The following is an 18,489-nucleotide window of genomic DNA, read 5'->3' as shown; positions in this document are numbered from 1 at the left end:
TTGTTTTAGAGCGGCGTGGTTGGAGGCGGTTCGCTGCTGGAGGGTGTGGCGGTGTCAACGGCAGCTTCGGCCGCTTCAGCCCTTTCGCCGCGCGCCGCCGCGCGGGCTGCGCGACTCGTCCGACGCCGCTCGGCAAAAAACGAGCTGAGCGCGGCACCGCATTCGGCTTCGAGGACGCCGCCGCTGACCGTCGTGTGATGGTTCAACTGAGGATTCGCGAACGCATCGACCACGCTGCCGCACGCGCCGGTTTTTGGATCGCGCGCGCCGAACACGACACGGGCGATGCGCGCGTGCATGATCGCGCCGGCGCACATCAGGCAAGGCTCGAGCGTCACATAGAGTTCGCAACCCGGCAGACGGTAGTTTTCGAGCGACTGCGCGGCTGCGCGCAGCGCGACCATTTCGGCGTGCGCGGACGGGTCATGCGCGCCGATCGGATGATTGAAGCCCGTGGCGATGACTTCGTCGCCGCGCACGAGCACCGCGCCGACCGGTACTTCGCCGGCTGCGCGCGCTTCTTCGGCGGCGGCCTGAGCGAGCGCCATGAAGCGCAGGTCGCGTTCGGAGATGATGGCAGCGTCGGAATTTCCGGGAGGGATGGCGGCAGCGGCCACGGGGTGATCAGCCGCCGGTGCAAAGACCGCGCCGATGCAAGCGCCAACGGATTTCTCGCCGGCCTCGGCTGGCGCAGAAGAGCCGATCGAGGCGGCACACGGGAGCGGCTCGTTCACTGCGAACCCGCGGCGGCGACATCGACATTGCCCACGCGCTCCGAGAGACGCTCCGCGATGCGGCGGCAATATTCGCGCGGCAGGACCATCGGGCCGCCGCGCAGCGATTCGAGCGCCATATCGAGCGCGAGCATGCGCGCCTGGAGACGGCAACGGGTCGGCTGATCGCTCACGGCATTCAGCTCCGTTTGCAGATCGCGCAACGCGCGAAGCTGCTCGACGGCGGGCGGCACGAAGCCCGCATTTTTCAGAATCCGGTTGGCGACGCGCACCTCTTCCGGCACCAACGCATCGTCGTCGAGGGCCAGCGGCGCGCCCGCACCCGGCAAGTCGTCGAACTCTCCGCGCGCGGCGGCGGCGGCAATACGCTGTTCGACAAGCGCATCAAGCAATTTCATCTGCAATCCACAACGTTGCGGCCCGAGCATTCTATCAGGGAGCGCACGGACGCTCCGTGCTCACGTGACGGCATAAAGGCGCCGATTTGACGGCAACTCGGCATTTGACGGTGTTTCAGCGTGGACTTAGAGTAAGTCATCAAGTCGCACAACGCGCGCGGCGCTTAACCGGCGCGGCACGCAGAGGTTCCCTCTCGTCGAATTTGATGCCGCCATGCCATTCACACCGATCGGCCGTCCCAGTGCTCTCCCCGTCGCGGAACCGCGTCCGATCTGCGCCGCGCAGCCAGCGCGAGGGGGCCAGCAAGCGTCTCGGCGGAACGGCGTGCGTAGCGCGCTGGCAGCGATTACCGCGGCCGTGCTGCTTTCCGGCTGCGGCGTTTTTTGCGGTGGCGCCGCGGCGAGCGGCGGCGCCTATGCCGGGGGCTGCGGGACGAGCGTGCGGTTCTAGCCGGCGCCTCGCGAAACAGCCGCGCATTCGTCACCGAGGTGGCCTACGCCTCCTTCCTCAGCTCGGCCCCACCAACGGCCACCGCGCGAGGACGATATGTCTGGTCCGTCCCAGCAGGCTGTGCATCAGCGCAAACTCGCGCACATTCCAGCACGCCGCCTCGGCCGTACGGCGCTCGATCCACTGCATCCCGTACGCCAGCGTCACGTGCGGCGTAAAACGTGCGCCGGGCTCGATGCCGTCGTCGCGCAAGCCCGCTTCGAGCGCATCGTGAAGCACGTGCAGTCCGTGCACACCGTGCTCGCCCACCAGCACCGCCGGCCCGAGCCGCGGCCTTTTCGCGAAGCTGGCAACCGCGTCGAATTCGACCGTAAACGGCGCCATGCTGACCGCCGCGGCCGCCCGTTTCGCCGCCTCGACCACATCCGCCGGCAAGCCGCCCGCGAAATTGCCGAGATGCCTGAGCGTGACGTGCAGACGGTTCGCCGCGAGCGGTTTGCCGCGCACGCCGCTGTGCCCGCCGCTACGCACGCGTGCCTCCACGCAAAGCTGCTGCGCGAGCTTCGCGATACCGGCCGCGGTATTGGCATCGGGATAGACCGCGAAAAAGAGCCCGTCGGTGAGCGGGGGCGGCGCCTCGAGTCCGGGCAACCACAGTTGTTCAGGCATCGCGCCTCGTTCCTTCGCTGATTTTTTCCGCCGATTCGCACACCGCCGCACAAGCGGCCCATTGCAGTCATGATACTGTATATTCATACAGTACGACAGGCCGTGTGCAACTGAGACCGGCCTGCACCATCGAAAGCCCGGTCGTCATATAGGACACTTCGTACTCGACCGCCTTGCGCATGCCGTGCGTGAACAACGTTTCGTCGATCAACTTGCGAATGCCGCTCGTCGACTTGATACCGATCCACGGAGACTGCAGCGCATCCTTCCAGCTCACACGCCGCTTTTTCGCGAGCTCCGAATCCTTGCGGCAGATTGCGCACAAGTTGTCACGCGCGAGGCATTGCAGCGTGATGCCCTCGGGCCGCTCGCTGATCGTGCCGATGCCGAACTCGACGTCGCCTGTCAGCGTCGACGCGCTCAGGCGATCGGGCGCGGCGTCGTCGACCGAGACCTCGATGTTCGGGTACAGCGCGCGATATTCGGCGAGCAGTTTCGGCACGATCGCCGCCGCGATCGACGGCGTCGCCGCAAAGCGCAGCCGACCGCGCTCACGCCCGGGCAGTTCCGTCACGCTCGTCATCGCGATGATGACGGTGGCCGCCGCGATGATCGCGCTCACCCCCGGCTTCCAGCAGATCGGCCTGATCGCGCCGGCGATCGTGCTGTGCGCGCGTCTGTTGCAGGGCATTCGGCCGGCGGCGAATTCGGCACCGCGACCGCGATGTTGATCGAATCTGCACCGACAGCGCGCCGCAATCTGTATGGCAGCTGGCAGATGTTCGCACAGGCCCTGGGCGCGTTGCTCGCGGTCGCGATGGGCAGCGCGCTCACGCATCTGTTCACGCATGAGGCGCTCGAGTCGTGGGCATGGCGCATTCCATTCCTGCCTGGTCTGCTGATCGGCCCGGTCGGCTTCCATATCCGCCGCAATCTGCCAGAAACCGAGGCGTTCCTGAAGCTCGGCGCGCGCGTGAAGGTACCGTTCTCGCGCGTCGTGATGCACTATCCGCGCGAGTTGTTCGTCGCGACCGCACTGTCGTGCCGCGCTCAACGTGATGGCCTACGTGATCATCACGTATCTGCCGATTTACGCGGTGCAGAACCTGCATATGCCGGTGACGCCGCCGTTTTCCGTGCTGCTCGCGAGCGTGCTGCTGCGCGCGGTGACGATTCCTCTATTCGGTCATCTCGCGGATCCCATCGGCGGCCAACGCATGATTCGCGTCGCGCTCGCGCTGTTTCTCGTCGTGCTGTACCCCGCTTACTACTGGATCGTCAACGCGCCGTCGTTCGCGTCGATCATGTCCGTCGAACTTGGCTTCGCGCTGCTGATCAGCGCGTCGAACGCGCCGATTCCGACCGCGCTCGCCGGCCTGTTCCCGACCGAAGTCCGCTCGACCGGCCTCGCGATCTCGTACAACATCGGCGCGGCCGTTTTCGGCGGCTTCTCGCCGATGGTGCTGACGTGGCTGCTGCACGTGACTGGCAACAACATGATGCCTGCGCATTTCTGCGCGGTGTTCTTCGCGCTCGGCCTGATCGGCGCGTTCATGCTGAAGCGCGGCGCCGCGCCGGTGAACGAGTTCGCCACCTGCGAGAACGGCGCGAGCGGCGTGATGGTGCTCGCGAACATCGCGGGACGCAACCTCACCGATCCGATGTTCGCGCCGATCTGGGCCGAGATCGACCGTCGCGCGTTGCCGGTGCTCGTGCATCCGACCGATCCGCCCGGCGTCGATCTGATGGACATGACGAAGTTCGATCTGAGCTGGGCGGTCGGTTTCATGTTCGACACGACGCTCGCCATCACGCGGACGATCTTCGAAGGCTTCTTCGATCAGTATCCGAATCTGAAGCTCATCGCGTCACATGCGGGCGGCGCGTTGCCTTATCTGGCGGGCCGCTTCGAGAAAGGCAACGAGGTCGAGATCCCGCAACGTCGCAAGATGAAGCGCAAGCCGATCGATTATCTGCGCCGTATCTACTACGACTGCATCACGTATAGCCCGGCGTCGCTCGAATTTCTCGTCTCGGTGGTCGGCGCGGATCGCGTGATGTTCGGGACCGACTGGCCGCATCAGGTGTACGACATTCGCGGCGCGTTCGCCAACACCGCGCGTCTGCCGAAGGAGCAATGCGACGCGATCCGCGGCAACAACGCGCTGCGGGTCTTCGGGTTCTGACGCGAGTCGCGGCGGCAGCGAGGACCTGATGCACCGGCATACGCTGGCAATTCTGTTCTCGCAACGACACCTCGCCCTTGCGCCGCGCGCGACGACTACCGCGGCGCTCGCGCGACCAGATCGTCGAGGAGCGCCGCCCATCTCGAGGTCCATTGCACGGCATTGGACAATAGGCACCCGCTCCGTTTAAAAAGCCAGGAAGACCGAGCATCTGAAGCCGATTCGATACCGTCGTCGATACCGTGAGCGAACCCCTGCGCGGGCGCCCACGTACACCGCCAGAAACACCGTGAGACTCATTCCAGAGCGGAGCCTTGCAAAATCGGGACGACAATCGGAGTAGGATACTGGCCTTTTGAGCCAAAGATCGGCGATCTCCTCAGGGGTGCCGAACCCGTCATCTCGCACCGATGCCCCTCGACTACCCTACCCTCGATGCGCTGCGCACGCGCCATCCCGCTTGGCGCCTGTTACGCTCCGACCACGCGCCGCTCGCTGTCAGCTTCCTGCACCGCGTGTTCGTCGCGCCAAACGTGCGCGTGGTGGCGGCTCCGCTTCTTGCCGAAGCACTCGAAGATGAGCTTTACGCGTTGCGCGAACAACTCGGCGATGACGCCTTCCCGAAGCCGGCGCTCGAGTATCTGAACGACTGGGCCAGCCCTGAAAAGGGATGGTTACGCAAGTACTATCGCCAAGGTTCCGATGAACCGCAGTTCGACCTGACACCCGCCACGGAGAAAGCGATAGCGTGGCTCGGCACGCTGACGGAACGCAGCTTTGTCGGCACGGAATCGAGGCTCTTGACACTTTTCGAGCTGCTGCGGCAGATGGGCGAAGGCAGCGAGGCGGACCCCGAAAAGCGTCTTGCCGAACTCCACACGCGGCGCGGCCAGATCGACGAAGAAATCGCCCGCGTGGAGGCCGGTGACGTTCGGCTGCTCGACGATGCCGCGCTCAAGGACCGCTTTCAGCAATTCATGCAGATGGCGCGCGACCTGCTCACGGATTTCCGTGAAGTCGAACAAAACTTTCGGCTGCTGGACCGACATGTGCGCGAGCGAATCGCGCTCTGGGAAGGATCGAAGGGTGCGCTCATCGAGGAAATCATGGGCGAGCGCGACGCGATCGCCGATTCGGACCAGGGCAGCAGCTTCCGGGCGTTTTGGGACTTCCTGATGTCGAGCCGCCGTCAAGAGGAACTCTCGAAACGGCTCGAGCGCGTGCTGGCGCTGCCGGCGGTCATGGAAATGAGGCCCGACGCGCGCACGCGGCGCGTCCACTATGACTGGCTGGAAGCCGGCGAGCATACGCAGCGCACGGTAGCTCAGCTCTCGCAGCAGCTTCGACGCTTCCTCGACGATCAAGCGTGGCTCGAAAACCGCCGCATCATGGACATTCTGCGCGGTATCGAAACGAAAGCGCTTGCGCTGCGCGAAGCGCCCCCACCAGGCTCCGTCATGGAGATCGAGACCGCATCCACTGACATCGAGCTGCCGATGGAACGCCCGCTTTACGCGCCGGCGCTGCGCCCTCTCATTGCCAACGTCTCTATCGAAACCGGTGAGGCGAACCTCGATGCCTCGGCACTCTACACGCAGATCGTCGTCGATCGCGCGCGCCTCGCAGGCCATATCCGCCGATGCCTGCAAGATCGGCCGCAAGTGACGCTTGCCGAACTGACCGCTTCGCAGCCTCTCGAGCATGGGCTCGCCGAGCTCGTCGCCTATTTGCAACTGAGCGCCGAAGCTGGATCGTTTCGCGCGACCGTCGATGAGACCATTTCCGATACGATCGAGTGGCAGGCGAACGACGCCAACGGAACACCAATCATTAAGCGCACGACGATGCCGCGTGTGATCTTCACAAGGTAGAGATGACGGAAGAACAGCAAGCCTCGTCGCCTGGTCGAGGTGATTTGTCGACAGTTGCCATCGCGCTGCTCAAGGGCGTGGTTTATCGTGATGGAAACGAGCACCTCTGGGCCGCACTGCTCGAATTGCAGACGCACGCGCGCGACTACGTCGCCGTGCTTGGCCTCGAGCTCGTCGTGGACGAGGCGGAAGGCTACGCCTTCGTAAAAAGCCGCGCCGCGCATGACGCTGAAGTCGATGGGGAACAGGCTAAGCTACCCCGGCTCGTTGCCCGGCGTCCACTCTCGTTCCCCGTGAGCCTGCTGCTCGCGCTGCTGCGAAAGAAGCTGGCGGAATGGGATGCTGGCGGCGGCGACACGCGGCTCGTCCTTGCGCGCGAGGACATCGTCGAGCTCGTACGCGTATTCCTTCCCGCGAGCACCAACGAGGCGCGCCTGGTCGATCAAATCGATACACACGTGAACAAGATCGTCGAGCTCGGCTTCCTACGCCGGATGAAGACCACGAGCGGACCGCCCACATTCGAGGTGCGGCGCATTCTCAAGGCGTTCGTCGATGCGCAATGGCTGCTCGATTTCGACGCCCGGCTCGCGAGCTATCGGGCGCACCACCTTCAAGATTCGACGGTTTCTGACCGACAGGAGAGCCGCGATGAATGAGCCGCGCACGCTCGGCCTCGATTTTGCCATCGACGACGCCCTGACGGGCTTTCGCCTCGAACGGCTCGAGGTTTTCAATTGGGGAACCTTCGACGAACGAGTCTGGGTGCTGCGGGTCGATGGCCGCAACGGCCTGCTGACAGGAGACATCGGCTCCGGCAAGTCGACGCTAGTCGACGCCATCACCACCCTCCTCGTGCCCGCGCAGCGCATCGCCTACAACAAGGCGGCAGGCGCGGACAGCAAGGAACGTACGTTACGCTCGTATGTGCTTGGCTACTACAAGTCGGAGCGCAACGAGGTCACGGGGACGGCCAAGCCCGTGAGCCTGCGCAACCATAACAGCTATTCGGTGATTTTGGGCGTGTTTCGTAACGCCGGGTACGATGCCACAGTCACACTCGCGCAGGTGTTCTGGATGAAAGACGCACACGCTCAACCCGCGCGATTCTTCGTCTGTGCCGAACGCGATCTCTCGATCGCCGCTGACTTCTCGCGCTTCGGCACCGACATCGCACAGCTGCGCAAAAAGCTGCGCGGGCTGGGTGCCGAAATCGAGGACACATTTCCGAAATACAGCGCCTGGTTCCGGCGGCGCTTCGGAATCGAAAACGAGCAAGCGCTCGAGCTCTTCCATCAAACGGTATCGATGAAATCGGTGGGCAATCTCACCGACTTCGTACGCAGCCACATGCTTGAGCCGTTCGACGTTGCACCGCGCGTCGACGCACTGATCACTCACTTCGACGATCTGAATCGCGCGCACGAGGCGGTACTGAAAGCCAAGCGCCAGGTGGAACTGCTGACACCGCTCGTCGACGACTGCGATCGCCACAGCGAGCAAGGACACGTTCTCGAAGGCTGGCGAGCGTGCCGTGAAGCACTGAAACCCTACTTCGCCGGGCTCAAGCTCGGCCTCATCGAGCGCCGCCTCCAATTGCTCGACGAGGATCACGCGCGTGCAATATCACGCAAGGCGCGGCACGAAGAAGCGCGCGACCAGGCGCGCCAGCGCGTGGACGATTTGCGCCGCGCCGTGGCCGAACAAGGCGGCGATCGCATCGCGCAGCTCGAGGTCGAAATCCGCCAGCACGAGCGAGAAAGCGCGCGTCGCCGCGAACGCGCGCAACGCTATGCCACCATCGTTACGCTGCTCGGCGAAACCGAGGCCACGGATGAGGCCGCATTCGCTTCCCAACGCCAACGTCTGGCCGAGCGGCGCAGCTCGCTCGTCGACGACGAAGCGCAAAAGCAAAATGCGATTACCGAATGGAGCGTGGCCTTTCGCGAAGGGAAAGCGCAGCGTGATCTGCTAGAGGACGAAATCGCGAGCCTGAAAGCTCGACGTAACAACATCCCGAAGGAACAAGTCGCGATGCGGGCGAGCCTATGCTCGGCGCTCGGTCTGGAGGAAGACGCCCTGCCGTTCGCCGGCGAACTCATTCAGGTGCAGGAGGATGCGCGCGACTGGGAGGGCGCCGCCGAGCGCGTCCTGCGCAACTTCGGCCTGTCGCTGCTCGTGCCCGACGAGCACTATGCGAACGTCGCCGCGTGGGTCGATCGCACTCATCTCCGGGGGCGGCTCGTCTACTTTCGCGTGCGCTCTGAACGCGCCGCGCGTGCAGCCGAGGCCATCGAGCTACACCGCCACTCGCTCGCGCACAAACTCGCGATCAAGCCCGATTCGCTGTTCTATGGCTGGCTCGAGCGCGAAATCGGCCGCCGGTTCGACTATGCATGCTGCGATACGCAGGAGCAGTTTCGGCGCGAGATGCGCGCGATCACGCGTGCGGGCCAGGCGAAAGCGCCTGGCGAGCGCCACGAAAAAGACGACCGCCACCCGCTTGACGATCGCAGCCGCTACGTGCTGGGTTGGAGCAACACGGCCAAAATTGCCGCCCTCGAAGCACAACGGCGAGCGCTCGAGGTTCGGCTTGGCGAGATCGGACAGAAGCTTGGAGAAGCTCAAAGCGAGCACGCGAAGGTGCGCGAGCAGCTCGAAGCGCTTGCGCGCATCGGCGAGTTCGTCGACTTCCGCGACATCGACTGGGGAAGCTGCGCGACCGCGATCGCACGTCTGGCAGACGAAAAAGCCCGCCTCGAAGCGGCAAGCGACGCCCTCGCGGAGCTAACGGCCCAATTGGACTCGGCGCAAGCGTCGTTGACAGAGAGTGAAGCGGCGATCTCGGAAACCGACTCGGAACTGGGCGGTATCCTGGCCAGGCGGGAGGCAGCGCAAACGTTGCGCGACGAGACGCGCTCGCTCGTTGCGGAAGTGAATGCCGAACTTGCCGAGCGAATCGAGGCGCTGCGAGCGGAGATTCTCGGCGAACACCAGCTTTCCGTCGAGTCATGCGACAACCGCGAGCGGGACGTGCGAGAGGCGTTGACAACCCGTATCGACAACGAAACGAAGTCGCTCGGCCGCCTTGCCGAAAAAATCGTCAAGGCCATGGCGGCCTTCAAGGATGCCTACAAGCTCGAAACGGCCGACTTCGATGCGAGCCTCGACGCGACCTCAGAGTACCGTGACATGCTCGCGCGGCTGCAAGCGGACGATCTGCCGCGCTTCGAAGCGCGTTTCAAAGAGCTGCTCAACGTCAATACGATCAACGAGATCGCCAACTTCCACGGCCAGCTCGCCCGCGAACGGCAAACGATCAAGGAACGTATCGAACGCATCAACGAATCGTTGCGACAAATCGACTACAACGCGGGCCGATACATCGTCCTCGAGAGTCAGTCCAGCCCCGACGCGGAGATCCGCGAATTCCAGAGCGACCTGCGTGCTTGCACCGAGGGCGAACTCACCGGCTCGGACGATAGCCAATACTCGGAGACCAAGTTCCTGCAAGTCAAACGGATCATTGACCGGTTCCGCGGCCGCGAAGGGTTGACCGAGCAGGACCGGCGCTGGCGCGCCAAAGTGACCGACGTGCGCAACTGGTTTCTGTTCGCCGCCAGCGAGCGTTGGCGTGAGGACGACAGCGAATACGAGCACTATTCGGACTCGGGCGGTAAATCGGGCGGCCAGAAGGAAAAGCTCGCCTATACGATCCTTGCCGCGAGTCTCGCCTATCAGTTCGGCCTCGAATGGGGCGCCGTGCGTTCTCGATCGTTCCGCTTCGTCGTCATCGACGAGGCGTTTGGACGAGGCTCCGACGAATCGGCGCAATACGGTCTCACCTTGTTTCAAAAACTGAACCTGCAACTGCTGATCGTCACGCCGCTGCAGAAGATTCACATCATCGAGCCGTTCGTTTCGAGCGTCGGATTCGTTCAGAACGAGGGCGGACGCGCCTCGAAGCTGCGCAACCTGTCGATCGAGGAGTACCGCGCGCGCAAGGCGGAGTTCGAGCGATGAATTGGACGACGACCGCCGAACTGCGCGTTCGCCTCCAGCGCCTATGGGAGCGTGGCGAATGGCTGCGGAGCCTCGTAGACGGCACCGAGGGGCTGTTCCCGCTACGTCTAACGATAAAAGGCCCGAGTTCGTCCGAATTGGCCGAACGCTTCGACGCGGTACGCGCATGGATCGCGGAAATTGCCGCGACACCGCGCGTACGCATCGAATGGCGAGAAATCAATCATCGAATTCTCGGCCTGCAGCGTTTGCCACAAGCAGCTTGGGTGGACAGTCTGGACGATGCGCTCGCGGTCGCCGGCAAGCGCCGCGACGCAGCGCAGTTCGAGCGGCTGCTCGAAATCACACGCTCCCGCCAGCCGAAGCTCACCACGTGGCTTGCGCAGCGCCCGTTGCAAGCACTCGAATTCGCAGGCGATTGGGAACGACTGCTGGCAGTCGTCGATTGGCTGCAAGCACATCCGCAGCCGGGCGTATATCTTCGCCAAGCCGAAATCGCCAACGTCGACACGAAATTCATCGAGGCGCGGCGCGGCGTCCTCGCCCAATGGCTCGATCTCGTGCTGCCGTCGGAGTCAATCGACAGCAGCCGGACAGCCGCCGCCCAATTCGCTGCTCGCTACGGGTTCCGCGAGAAGCCGCCTCGGATTCGATTTCGCGCGCTCGATGACAGGCTCGCCGTTCTGCCCGGCATGGGCCGGCCCGACATCGCACTCGACGCGGACAGCTTCGCGCGCCTCACACTGCCATGCCGCCACGTGTTCATTACGGAAAACGAGATAAATTTTTTGGCGTTTCCCGACGTTCCGCAGTCGATCGTGCTCTTCGGGGCGGGCTACGGTTGGGAAGCTCTCGAGCCGGCGCGATGGCTCACGGACTGTGCGCTCCACTACTGGGGCGACATCGACACGCACGGCTTCGCCATTCTCGATCAATTGCGCAGCCGGTTCCCGCATGTTGGATCGTTCTTGATGGACCGCGCGACGCTGGTGGCGCATGAAGCGTTCTGGGGAGAAGAAGGCGATCAGGTCACCCGCGATCTGCCGCGGCTCACTGCCGAAGAGCGGGAACTCTTCGATGACCTCCGCGACAACCGGATTCGCCATGGATTGCGGCTCGAGCAAGAGCGCGTGGGATTCGGGCGGGTCAGGGCGGCGCTCGAAGAGCGGGCTTGCGCTTAGAACTTCCCCATCTCACCGTCGGGTACAACTCGAATACGACTCGAAGCAGGCCGCCTCGAAGATGCCTGCCCCAACTCCCACGTTCAGCGACTTTAGTTTGCGCTGCCGTTGCGCAGCAGAGCATCCGAGATCGTCGACAGCACCTCAGCCAGTCGTCTTGCCGTCTCGGGAGATGGCAGCGGCAACCTGAGACTTCGCGCGCCCGTCACGGCATCGCGCTCGACCCACGGGTGTGCGGCAACCGCGCCATCGCCCGGCTCATTCAACGCCGACGCCAGCGCCGCGCCGAACTGCAGCAACCCTGACCACGGTTCGAAGGACGCGCCTCGTTGCGCTGTATCGATGGTCGAAGCTTGAGGCTGCTCTCCGGTACCGGCGAGGTCGGTTTCCACGACGCTCGCGTCACGCGCCGCGTCGCCGGACACGACTGCGCCGCTCGCGGCTTCCTCCGCCGCGGCCATGACCTCGCTCTCTCCCATGCGCCCCGCGACGTTTTCGACATCCTTCATGAAGCGGGTCAGGCGCGAACCACCGAGCAGAATTTCGCTGGCGCCGCCATCGAGGATGCCTTCCGCCAGCGAGCGCTTGAAAGCCAGCACCGACAGCATGCCCTCCTCGATCGTTCCCTTCGCGATGTAATTGACGACTTGTACCGGCTTTTTCTGGCCCAACCGATAGATGCGCGCGATGCGCTGTTCCAGCACCGCCGGGTTCCACGGCAGATCCATGTTCACGAGCGTCGACGCGTGCTGGAGGTTGAGCCCCGTGCTACCTGCGTCCGTCGACAGAAATACCCGACAGTCCGAATCGTCCCGAAAGCGCTGCACCAGTGCGGGCCGATTTTCCGACGGCACGCCGCCATGGAAGCTGACGTAGCCGATGCCGAGCTTCTTGAGCCGGCGAATGACTATCTCATGCGTGCGCGTCCATTGACTGAACACCACGACTTTCTCGTCCGGCTGCGTGAAAAGCGACTCGAACAACGTCGCCAGCTCGTCGGCCTTCACGCCATGATCGGTTTCCTGGTCCAGCAGATAGGTGCTGTTGCACGACATGCGCATGTTCTGCAAAGCACAGGTGAGGCGCCGCTGGTCCTGATCCGACAGAAACCTGGTGTTACGCCAGCGTCGGACGATTTTGGCCACGATGTCCGCGTTTTCCGTGTGATACGCCATCTGCAGCTCGGTCATGGGCACCAGCAGATTCTGGTCGGTGCGCCCGGGCAACTGCAGCAGCACCTCGGACTTGCGACGCCGTATCATGATCGGCGCCAGGGTCTGGCTGATCTTCTCGAGGCCCGTGTATCCGGTCACGCGTCCCGCCTCGTCCTTGACCTGATGTTCGTGCAGCAGCTTCCACGTGGGCCCGAGACGGTGCTGGTCGACGAATTGAACGATGGAAACGAGTTCCTCCAGCTTGTTTTCGAGAGGCGTTCCCGTCAGCACGACGGCATAGGGGCTGTCGATTCGCTTGAGAGCCTTCGCCGCAATGGTGTTCCAGTTCTTGATGCGCTGCGCCTCGTCGACGATGACCAGCTCCGGCGCCCACGCGGAAATCATGTCGAGGTCCGATTTCAGCTTCTCATAGTTGGTGATCTTGTAGAGATCCTGGGCCGCATATTCGCCCCGCCTCTGGGCAAGGCCGCCCGCGACGACCCTCGAAGCGTGGCCGGAGAACCGCGTGATCTCGCTCTGCCACTGATACTTGAGCGAAGTCGGGCAAATCACTAGCACTTTCGACACGCCAAAATGCCGGATCAGGATTTCCGCCGCCGCGACGGCCTGCACCGTCTTGCCGAGGCCCATTTCGTCGCCGATCAAGGCGCGCCCGGCACGCACGGCGAACAATGCGCCTTCGGCCTGGTACGGATAGAGCGGCACCTTGAGCAGCTTCTTCAGCGAGGGCGTCGCCCCTCCTTGCGGAAACTGCCCGTCGAGCATCCTGGCACGGCGCGCCGCATCGTTTCGGCCGGCGATGAAATCGAGCGCGTCGTCATGGGCGCGCAATTCGTGCCCGGCCTTCGCCACCCTGGAGAGAAAGCGCCCGAGATCTTCGAAACGGTCCTCCGGCAGATGCCATCGCCGAGACTCGTCGAACAAAGCGGCGGCCGCTTTGGCTACCTTTGCCGGACAATCCGCGCCGGCGCGAAAATGGACCGCTCTGCCTCCCTCGTTTCGCAAATACAGCTCCGAGAATGCGGGCTGATAACCACGGGCGAAGGCCGCCTTTGCGCCTCGCTTGCGCAGCAGTCGCGACAAGGTAAATTCAATGTGCTTGCAGGTGCCGAGTTCGTTGGTGGCGTAATCGGGACAGTCGCAAAAGTTGTCGCCCGGGCAGACCCCACGAATCGACACGCGATAGCTGAAGTTCGACTCCGGATTGCCGACGCGGAATTCGGAGAAATACGTCTCCGTCCCGAGATTCTCCAGCGAGAACGCTTGCTCTTGCCCGAATTGCCGACGCAAGGCGCGCTGCCAGTCGGCGGGCGACATGTGATCGGGGGCGTGGAGGCGGGAAAGCTTCGAGGATCGACGTGACTTGGTGGAAGAGTGTTTGCTAGTCATGACTTGACGTGATATTTGCGCGACCGACCCGCTCCAACAATGCGAAGTCCAGCGGGTCTCGGATTGCCTCCCACGCGGGCAGATCCAGTCAATCCGCCAACGGCTGAATCCGCCCCCCGGATCGAGTCCGTAAGGCGTCCTTGATTGCCCACTGGCTCGGTAAAAAGAGGACACACAGTATATCCCGGGCCTCGTCCTCCATCGCCCGCAGATTCGACACACAAGGTGGCACTCAGCACCGGCACTACCACAGTCTCGGGCAATAGTTTCGGCACGTAGCTCTACCCGTCGATCCAGGCATCGACCATGTTGGCCCACTCTTGCAGCATGTGGCGCCGCTGCTCGGCGTACTCTGCCTTGTTGTAGATCGAACGTCCGTCCTCGTGCGCCAGGCACTTCTCGATCCAGTCGCCAGGCTGAAACTTGACTGATTCTGCTACGGCGCGTATTGATCAGATATACATTGCTCTATCACACGTATATCTATCGTATATACAGTATGGAGTGCATCATGCGCGACACACCTATTAATCTTCGCGCCTTGCCAGAGCAACGTGATCTGATCGATTACGCAGCGGGCCTGCTTGGCAAAAACCGCTCTGACTTTATGTTGGAGGCCGCTTGCGAGCGCGCTCAGACCGTCGTCCTGGATCGCACTTTCTTTGGGCTTGATTCGGAAAAATTTAAGCAGTTCACCGAATTGCTAGACGCGCCGAAAGTCGCAAACGCGGGTCTTGCACGTCTTATGGACGTGAAAACCCCTTGGAATGAAAACAGCGAATGAATCGGAAGCTTTCTGCTCCGCAGCCGCTGCTGGCCGAGCACGACGTTGCCAGCTTTTCCTGCGGAAGGCTGGAGCTTGACGACTGGCTGAAGCGGCGCGCCCTGATTAACCACAACAGTGGGGCAAGCCGTGTATTAGTAACGACCGATGATACCGCCCACGTCTACTATGCCCTCGCGGCTGGAGCCGTTGCCCATGTCGATGCAACCGGCAACGTTCGTCGAAATATGCCGAATCCAATTCCGGTGGTTGTGCTTGGCCGGCTAGCACGAGACGTAAATACAAAAGGCGTCCAACTCTGCGCTGCCCTTTTGAAGGATGCCCTCAATCGCGCTAGCTCGATCGCAAAAGATCTTGGCGTACGTGCGATGCTTGTGCATGCGACTGACGCACACGCAGCGGCTTTCTATGAGTCCGTACGGGTTCACACCTTCTCCGGTTCGTCCCCTCACACTCATGCTCCGACTGGCATGACGAGTGCGAAGAAAAGCCGCAGTGTGCGGCTTTTCTTCACCTGGCCAACTTTCCGCCACTACAGAATTGTCCAAAATATACGTCGGTACATGTGCCGTGGACAGCTGAAATTGCTGTCCGTGTACGAGCTTGCGCACGACCCAAACCCGGCTTCATGAAGCCCTGGCATGTAGTTCCTAAGCTGACGAATGACGCTCAGAAAGGCTGGTCGGCAATCTTGTACAGAGTTGTACGGGGCTTGAGGTTGCGAAGCGCGGATTCGGTGAGCATCGTGGGTCGTTCTCGTGGTTGGGACGACTTTTTACCGTCACCAACCACAAGACCTACAGACGCCCGCTAACCCACGCGGAGTCTAGCTTTTCGGGGAAAACCTTACGGTCATGTCCGGAATCGCATTGACGGTAACAATTGAAACCCGGATTTTGAACGGAACCACTACCGTCCGGTTTACCGACACTTGTACCGTCTTTGATACCGTCAAATACGTCCAGCTTTCTACGGAATGGTGGAGATACTCATTAAAAATCAAATACTTAGAGGCAACGTTGCACTCTGATAGACAATCCGAACAAGCCTCGTAATCCATTGATTTAATTGAGATATTTTTACCTTCACTCCCACTCGATCGTCGCAGGCGGCTTCCCCGAGATGTCGTAGACGACCCGGTTGATCCCGCGAACTTCGTTGATGATCCGGTTCGACACATGGCCAAGCAGTTCATGCGGCAGATGCGCCCAATGCGCGGTCATGAAGTCGAGCGTCTGCACCGCGCGCAACGCGACGACGTACTCGTAGGTGCGCCCGTCGCCCATCACGCCGACGCTCTTGACCGGCAGGAATACCGCGAACGCCTGGCTCGTCAGGTCGTACCACGACTTGCCGGTTTCCTTGTCGATCGTGTTGCGCAGCGTCTCGATGAAAATCGCGTCCGCGCGGCGCAGCAGGTCCGCGAAATCGCGCTTCACTTCGCCGAGGATCCGCACGCCCAGACCCGGACCAGGGAACGGATGGCGATACACCATCGAGTGCGGCAGACCGAGCTTCACGCCAAGCTCGCGCACTTCGTCCTTGAACAGCTCGCGCAGCGGTTCGAGCAGCTTCAGGTTCAGCGTCTCCGGCAGACCACCGACGTTGTGGTGGCTCTTGATGGTTTGCGCGGCCTTCTTGCCCTTGCCCGCCGATTCGATCACGTCCGGATAGATCGTGCCTTGTGCCAGCCACTTCGCGTCGGTGAGCTTGCCGGCTTCGGCCTGGAACACTTCGACGAACTCCGCGCCGATGATCTTGCGCTTCGCTTCAGGATCGGTCACGCCGGCGAGCTTGCCGAGGAATGCTTCGCTCGCGTCGACGTGAATCACCTTCACGCCAAGGTGATCGGCGAACAGCGCCATCACCTGCTCGGCTTCGTTCAGGCGCAGCAGGCCATGATCGACGAACACGCAGGTCAGTTGATCGCCGATCGCGCGGTGCAGCAGCGCCGCCGCCACCGACGAATCCACACCGCCCGACAAGCCCAGAATGACGTGCTCGTTACCGACCTGCTCGCGAATCTTCGCGACGGCTTCGTCGATGTAGTGGCCCATTTCCCAATCGGCCTTCGCGCCGCAGATCTGCAGCACGAAGCGCTCGAGCATCGCGCGGCCCTGCACCGTGTGCGTGACTTCCGGATGCCATTGCAGGCCGTAAAAGCGCCGCTGTTCGTCGGCCATCGCGGCGATCGGGCACGATTCCGTCGATGCCATCAGCGCGAAACCCGCCGGCATCTCCAGCACCTTGTCGCCGTGGCTCATCCATACCTTCAGCATGCCGTGGCCTTCGGACGTGGTGAAGTCGCTGATGCCTTCGAGCAGGCTCGTATGGTTGCGCGCGCGCACTTCGGCGTAGCCGAATTCGCGCAGATGACCGATGTCGACCTTGCCGCCGAGCTGCTGCGCCATCGCCTGCATGCCGTAGCAGATGCCGAGCACCGGCACGCCGAGTTCGAACACGGCTTGCGGCACGCGCGGCGTGTCTTCCTCGGTGACCGAGCTCGGGCCGCCCGACAGAATCACGCCCTTCGGCGCGAAGTCGCGGATGAACGACGCGTCGACGTCGTACGGATGGATTTCCGAATACACGTTGGCTTCGCGAACGCGACGTGCAATCAGTTGGGTGACTTGCGAACCGAAGTCGAGAATCAGGATCTTGTCATGCATGGCAGCGGACGGAATCAGAAGTGAGCGGATACGGAATGCCGCGCGCGAGGCGCGGCGTGGAATTCAAAGCGGTCCACGCGGCGACGGTCTTGGCGCGGCGCGGACAGCCAACGTTACGATGAAGCACAAGGGCGCGGCCAACCTCGGAACTCGCCGCCTGCGATGCGCGCGGACGAAATCCGTTAGCTTCGGCAAACGGCCTGGCGCGCGGCGCTTCAACCATGAAACGGCGGCCGGGGTGCGCCGGGCACGTCGTTGCTGGTGTCGCGCGCGGCGCGTTCGGACTCGCTCAGGCCGGGCTCGCTTGCGGCCGGATGAAGCGGCGCGGTAGTGGCAACGGAAGCCGCGGCAGCCGGATTGGCCGGCCGCGTGACCGGCACGACCGGCTCGGGCACCGGCTCGGCGTGATAGACCGGAAAGCCCGCTGAGGCACGTGGCTCGCGCGCGTTGTCGCGTTCGGGTTCACGCTGCCGTGCGGCATCCTTTTCGGCTTCTTTCGCGGCACGCTTATCGGCACGACTGTCGGCCTTGCTCGACGAGGGCTTGATCACGATCCCCTTCTCGCGCCGCCGCACCACACCCGACAGCCGCACGCCGCCGAGCCCGATCACCACCAGCACGACACCGGCCAGCACCGCCACCATCTGCCCGAAGCCGGTCAGCGACGGCGTATGCAGCCCCAGCAGCCAGACCAGCATCAGCACGCCGATCAGCCAGTGCGCATGACCGACGACCTTCGCGACCGTCGAGGTCAGCGCCCCGTCGAACGACGCATGCACCGCGAGCCACGCGAGCCCGATCAGCGCGACGCCGAACGCCTGGCCGACCAGCATCGGCTCCGTTGGCACCAGTTGCAACGCGTCATACAGCGAGGTCCACGGCGTCAGCACGAACAGCAGGCCGAACGCCAGCAGCAACAACGCATCGAGGATCAGTACAACGCGCAGCAGTGGCTTCAT

14 protein-coding genes and 2 pseudogenes are annotated in these 18,489 nt (G+C 62.9%); 8 read left to right on the top strand and 8 right to left on the bottom strand.

Annotated features, from left to right (window positions below):
• Window positions 1-5: 5 nt before the first annotated feature.
• The 4 genes from tadA to OKW44_RS18680 all read right to left on the bottom strand — a co-directional run bounded on the left by tadA (window position 6) and on the right by OKW44_RS18680 (window position 2,943).
• Complete coding sequence (gene tadA, locus OKW44_RS18695) at window positions 6-734, bottom strand: tRNA adenosine(34) deaminase TadA (RefSeq protein WP_018417684.1); 729 nt, start codon at window positions 732-734, stop codon at window positions 6-8.
• Window positions 731-1,132, bottom strand: a complete 402-nt coding sequence (locus OKW44_RS18690; protein ID WP_018417683.1) for a DnaJ family domain-containing protein — start codon at window positions 1,130-1,132, stop codon at window positions 731-733. The genes tadA and OKW44_RS18690 overlap by 4 nt, the downstream gene beginning before the upstream one ends.
• 508 nt (window positions 1,133-1,640) lie before the next feature.
• Complete coding sequence (locus tag OKW44_RS18685) at window positions 1,641-2,252, bottom strand: 2'-5' RNA ligase family protein (protein ID WP_018417682.1); 612 nt, start codon at window positions 2,250-2,252, stop codon at window positions 1,641-1,643.
• Window positions 2,253-2,319: 67 nt separating this feature from the next.
• Window positions 2,320-2,943, bottom strand: coding sequence for a LysR substrate-binding domain-containing protein (locus tag OKW44_RS18680; RefSeq protein WP_162633876.1), 624 nt, complete (start codon window positions 2,941-2,943; stop codon window positions 2,320-2,322).
• A 33-nt stretch (window positions 2,944-2,976) separates the two neighbouring features.
• Between OKW44_RS18680 and OKW44_RS18675 the strand changes: the two are divergent.
• From OKW44_RS18675 to OKW44_RS18650, 6 genes and pseudogenes are all read left to right on the top strand, one after another.
• Window positions 2,977-3,150 (top strand): annotated as a pseudogene (locus OKW44_RS18675) (MFS transporter); the annotation flags it as partial.
• Window positions 3,151-3,310: 160 nt separating this feature from the next.
• Window positions 3,311-4,438, top strand: coding sequence for an amidohydrolase family protein (locus OKW44_RS18670; RefSeq protein ID WP_018417680.1), 1,128 nt, complete (start codon window positions 3,311-3,313; stop codon window positions 4,436-4,438).
• Between the two features lie 410 nt (window positions 4,439-4,848).
• Window positions 4,849-6,309, top strand: coding sequence for a DUF3375 domain-containing protein (locus OKW44_RS18665; RefSeq protein ID WP_018417679.1), 1,461 nt, complete (start codon window positions 4,849-4,851; stop codon window positions 6,307-6,309).
• A 2-nt stretch (window positions 6,310-6,311) separates the two neighbouring features.
• The gene (locus OKW44_RS18660; RefSeq protein WP_026225324.1) at window positions 6,312-6,968 is read left to right on the top strand and encodes a DUF4194 domain-containing protein; all 657 of its coding nucleotides are present in this window, start codon (window positions 6,312-6,314) and stop codon (window positions 6,966-6,968) included.
• Window positions 6,961-10,332 (top strand): ATP-binding protein, encoded by a 3,372-nt coding sequence (locus tag OKW44_RS18655; protein WP_018417677.1) that lies wholly within the window; start codon window positions 6,961-6,963, stop codon window positions 10,330-10,332. The genes OKW44_RS18660 and OKW44_RS18655 overlap by 8 nt, the downstream gene beginning before the upstream one ends.
• A complete protein-coding gene (locus tag OKW44_RS18650) occupies window positions 10,329-11,513 on the top strand; it encodes a DUF3322 domain-containing protein (RefSeq protein ID WP_018417676.1) in 1,185 nt (394 codons plus the stop codon). The genes OKW44_RS18655 and OKW44_RS18650 overlap by 4 nt, the downstream gene beginning before the upstream one ends.
• A gap of 92 nt (window positions 11,514-11,605) precedes the next feature.
• Here the strand turns inward: OKW44_RS18650 and OKW44_RS18645 are convergent, their stop codons facing one another.
• Both OKW44_RS18645 and OKW44_RS18640 read right to left on the bottom strand, forming a co-directional pair.
• Window positions 11,606-14,005: a DEAD/DEAH box helicase gene (locus OKW44_RS18645; RefSeq protein WP_018417675.1), complete on the bottom strand. Its 2,400-nt coding sequence runs from the start codon at window positions 14,003-14,005 to the stop codon at window positions 11,606-11,608.
• Between the two features lie 356 nt (window positions 14,006-14,361).
• Window positions 14,362-14,487 (bottom strand): annotated as a pseudogene (locus tag OKW44_RS18640) (tyrosine-type recombinase/integrase); the annotation flags it as partial.
• 101 nt (window positions 14,488-14,588) lie between these two features.
• Between OKW44_RS18640 and OKW44_RS18635 the strand changes: the two are divergent.
• Both OKW44_RS18635 and OKW44_RS18630 read left to right on the top strand, forming a co-directional pair.
• Window positions 14,589-14,861, top strand: a complete 273-nt coding sequence (locus OKW44_RS18635) for a type II toxin-antitoxin system TacA family antitoxin (protein ID WP_018417674.1) — start codon at window positions 14,589-14,591, stop codon at window positions 14,859-14,861.
• Window positions 14,858-15,493 (top strand): GNAT family N-acetyltransferase, encoded by a 636-nt coding sequence (locus OKW44_RS18630; protein WP_343219738.1) that lies wholly within the window; start codon window positions 14,858-14,860, stop codon window positions 15,491-15,493. The genes OKW44_RS18635 and OKW44_RS18630 overlap by 4 nt, the downstream gene beginning before the upstream one ends.
• Window positions 15,494-15,946: 453 nt before the next feature.
• Here OKW44_RS18630 and guaA read toward each other — a convergent pair whose 3' ends face one another.
• Window positions 15,947-17,530: a glutamine-hydrolyzing GMP synthase gene (guaA, locus tag OKW44_RS18625; protein WP_018417673.1), complete on the bottom strand. Its 1,584-nt coding sequence runs from the start codon at window positions 17,528-17,530 to the stop codon at window positions 15,947-15,949.
• A gap of 215 nt (window positions 17,531-17,745) precedes the next feature.
• Window positions 17,746-18,489: a hypothetical protein gene (locus OKW44_RS18620; RefSeq protein ID WP_018417671.1), complete on the bottom strand. Its 744-nt coding sequence runs from the start codon at window positions 18,487-18,489 to the stop codon at window positions 17,746-17,748.

This window comes from Paraburkholderia lebeckiae, assembly GCF_050436325.1.
In the GTDB taxonomy this organism is placed as follows: Bacteria; Pseudomonadota; Gammaproteobacteria; order Burkholderiales; family Burkholderiaceae; genus Paraburkholderia; species Paraburkholderia tuberum.
The sequence above is the reverse complement of the archived record's forward strand: the minus strand, read 5'-3'. Positions and strand labels throughout refer to the sequence as shown.

Coding starts and splice junctions, on each gene's coding strand:
- OKW44_RS18690 (WP_018417683.1), bottom strand. CDS start 1,132: ATGAAATTGCTTGATGCGCTTGTCGAACAGCGTATTGCCGCCGCCGCC.
- OKW44_RS18660 (WP_026225324.1), top strand. CDS start 6,312: ATGACGGAAGAACAGCAAGCCTCGTCGCCTGGTCGAGGTGATTTGTCG.
- OKW44_RS18630 (WP_343219738.1), top strand. CDS start 14,858: ATGAATCGGAAGCTTTCTGCTCCGCAGCCGCTGCTGGCCGAGCACGAC.
- OKW44_RS18650 (WP_018417676.1), top strand. CDS start 10,329: ATGAATTGGACGACGACCGCCGAACTGCGCGTTCGCCTCCAGCGCCTA.
- OKW44_RS18685 (WP_018417682.1), bottom strand. CDS start 2,252: ATGCCTGAACAACTGTGGTTGCCCGGACTCGAGGCGCCGCCCCCGCTC.
- OKW44_RS18620 (WP_018417671.1), bottom strand. CDS start 18,489: ATGAAGCCACTGCTGCGCGTTGTACTGATCCTCGATGCGTTGTTGCTG.
- guaA (WP_018417673.1), bottom strand. CDS start 17,530: ATGCATGACAAGATCCTGATTCTCGACTTCGGTTCGCAAGTCACCCAA.
- OKW44_RS18645 (WP_018417675.1), bottom strand. CDS start 14,005: ATGTCGCCCGCCGACTGGCAGCGCGCCTTGCGTCGGCAATTCGGGCAA.
- OKW44_RS18680 (WP_162633876.1), bottom strand. CDS start 2,943: ATGCCCTGCAACAGACGCGCGCACAGCACGATCGCCGGCGCGATCAGG.
- OKW44_RS18635 (WP_018417674.1), top strand. CDS start 14,589: ATGCGCGACACACCTATTAATCTTCGCGCCTTGCCAGAGCAACGTGAT.
- OKW44_RS18665 (WP_018417679.1), top strand. CDS start 4,849: ATGCCCCTCGACTACCCTACCCTCGATGCGCTGCGCACGCGCCATCCC.
- OKW44_RS18655 (WP_018417677.1), top strand. CDS start 6,961: ATGAATGAGCCGCGCACGCTCGGCCTCGATTTTGCCATCGACGACGCC.
- OKW44_RS18670 (WP_018417680.1), top strand. CDS start 3,311: ATGGCCTACGTGATCATCACGTATCTGCCGATTTACGCGGTGCAGAAC.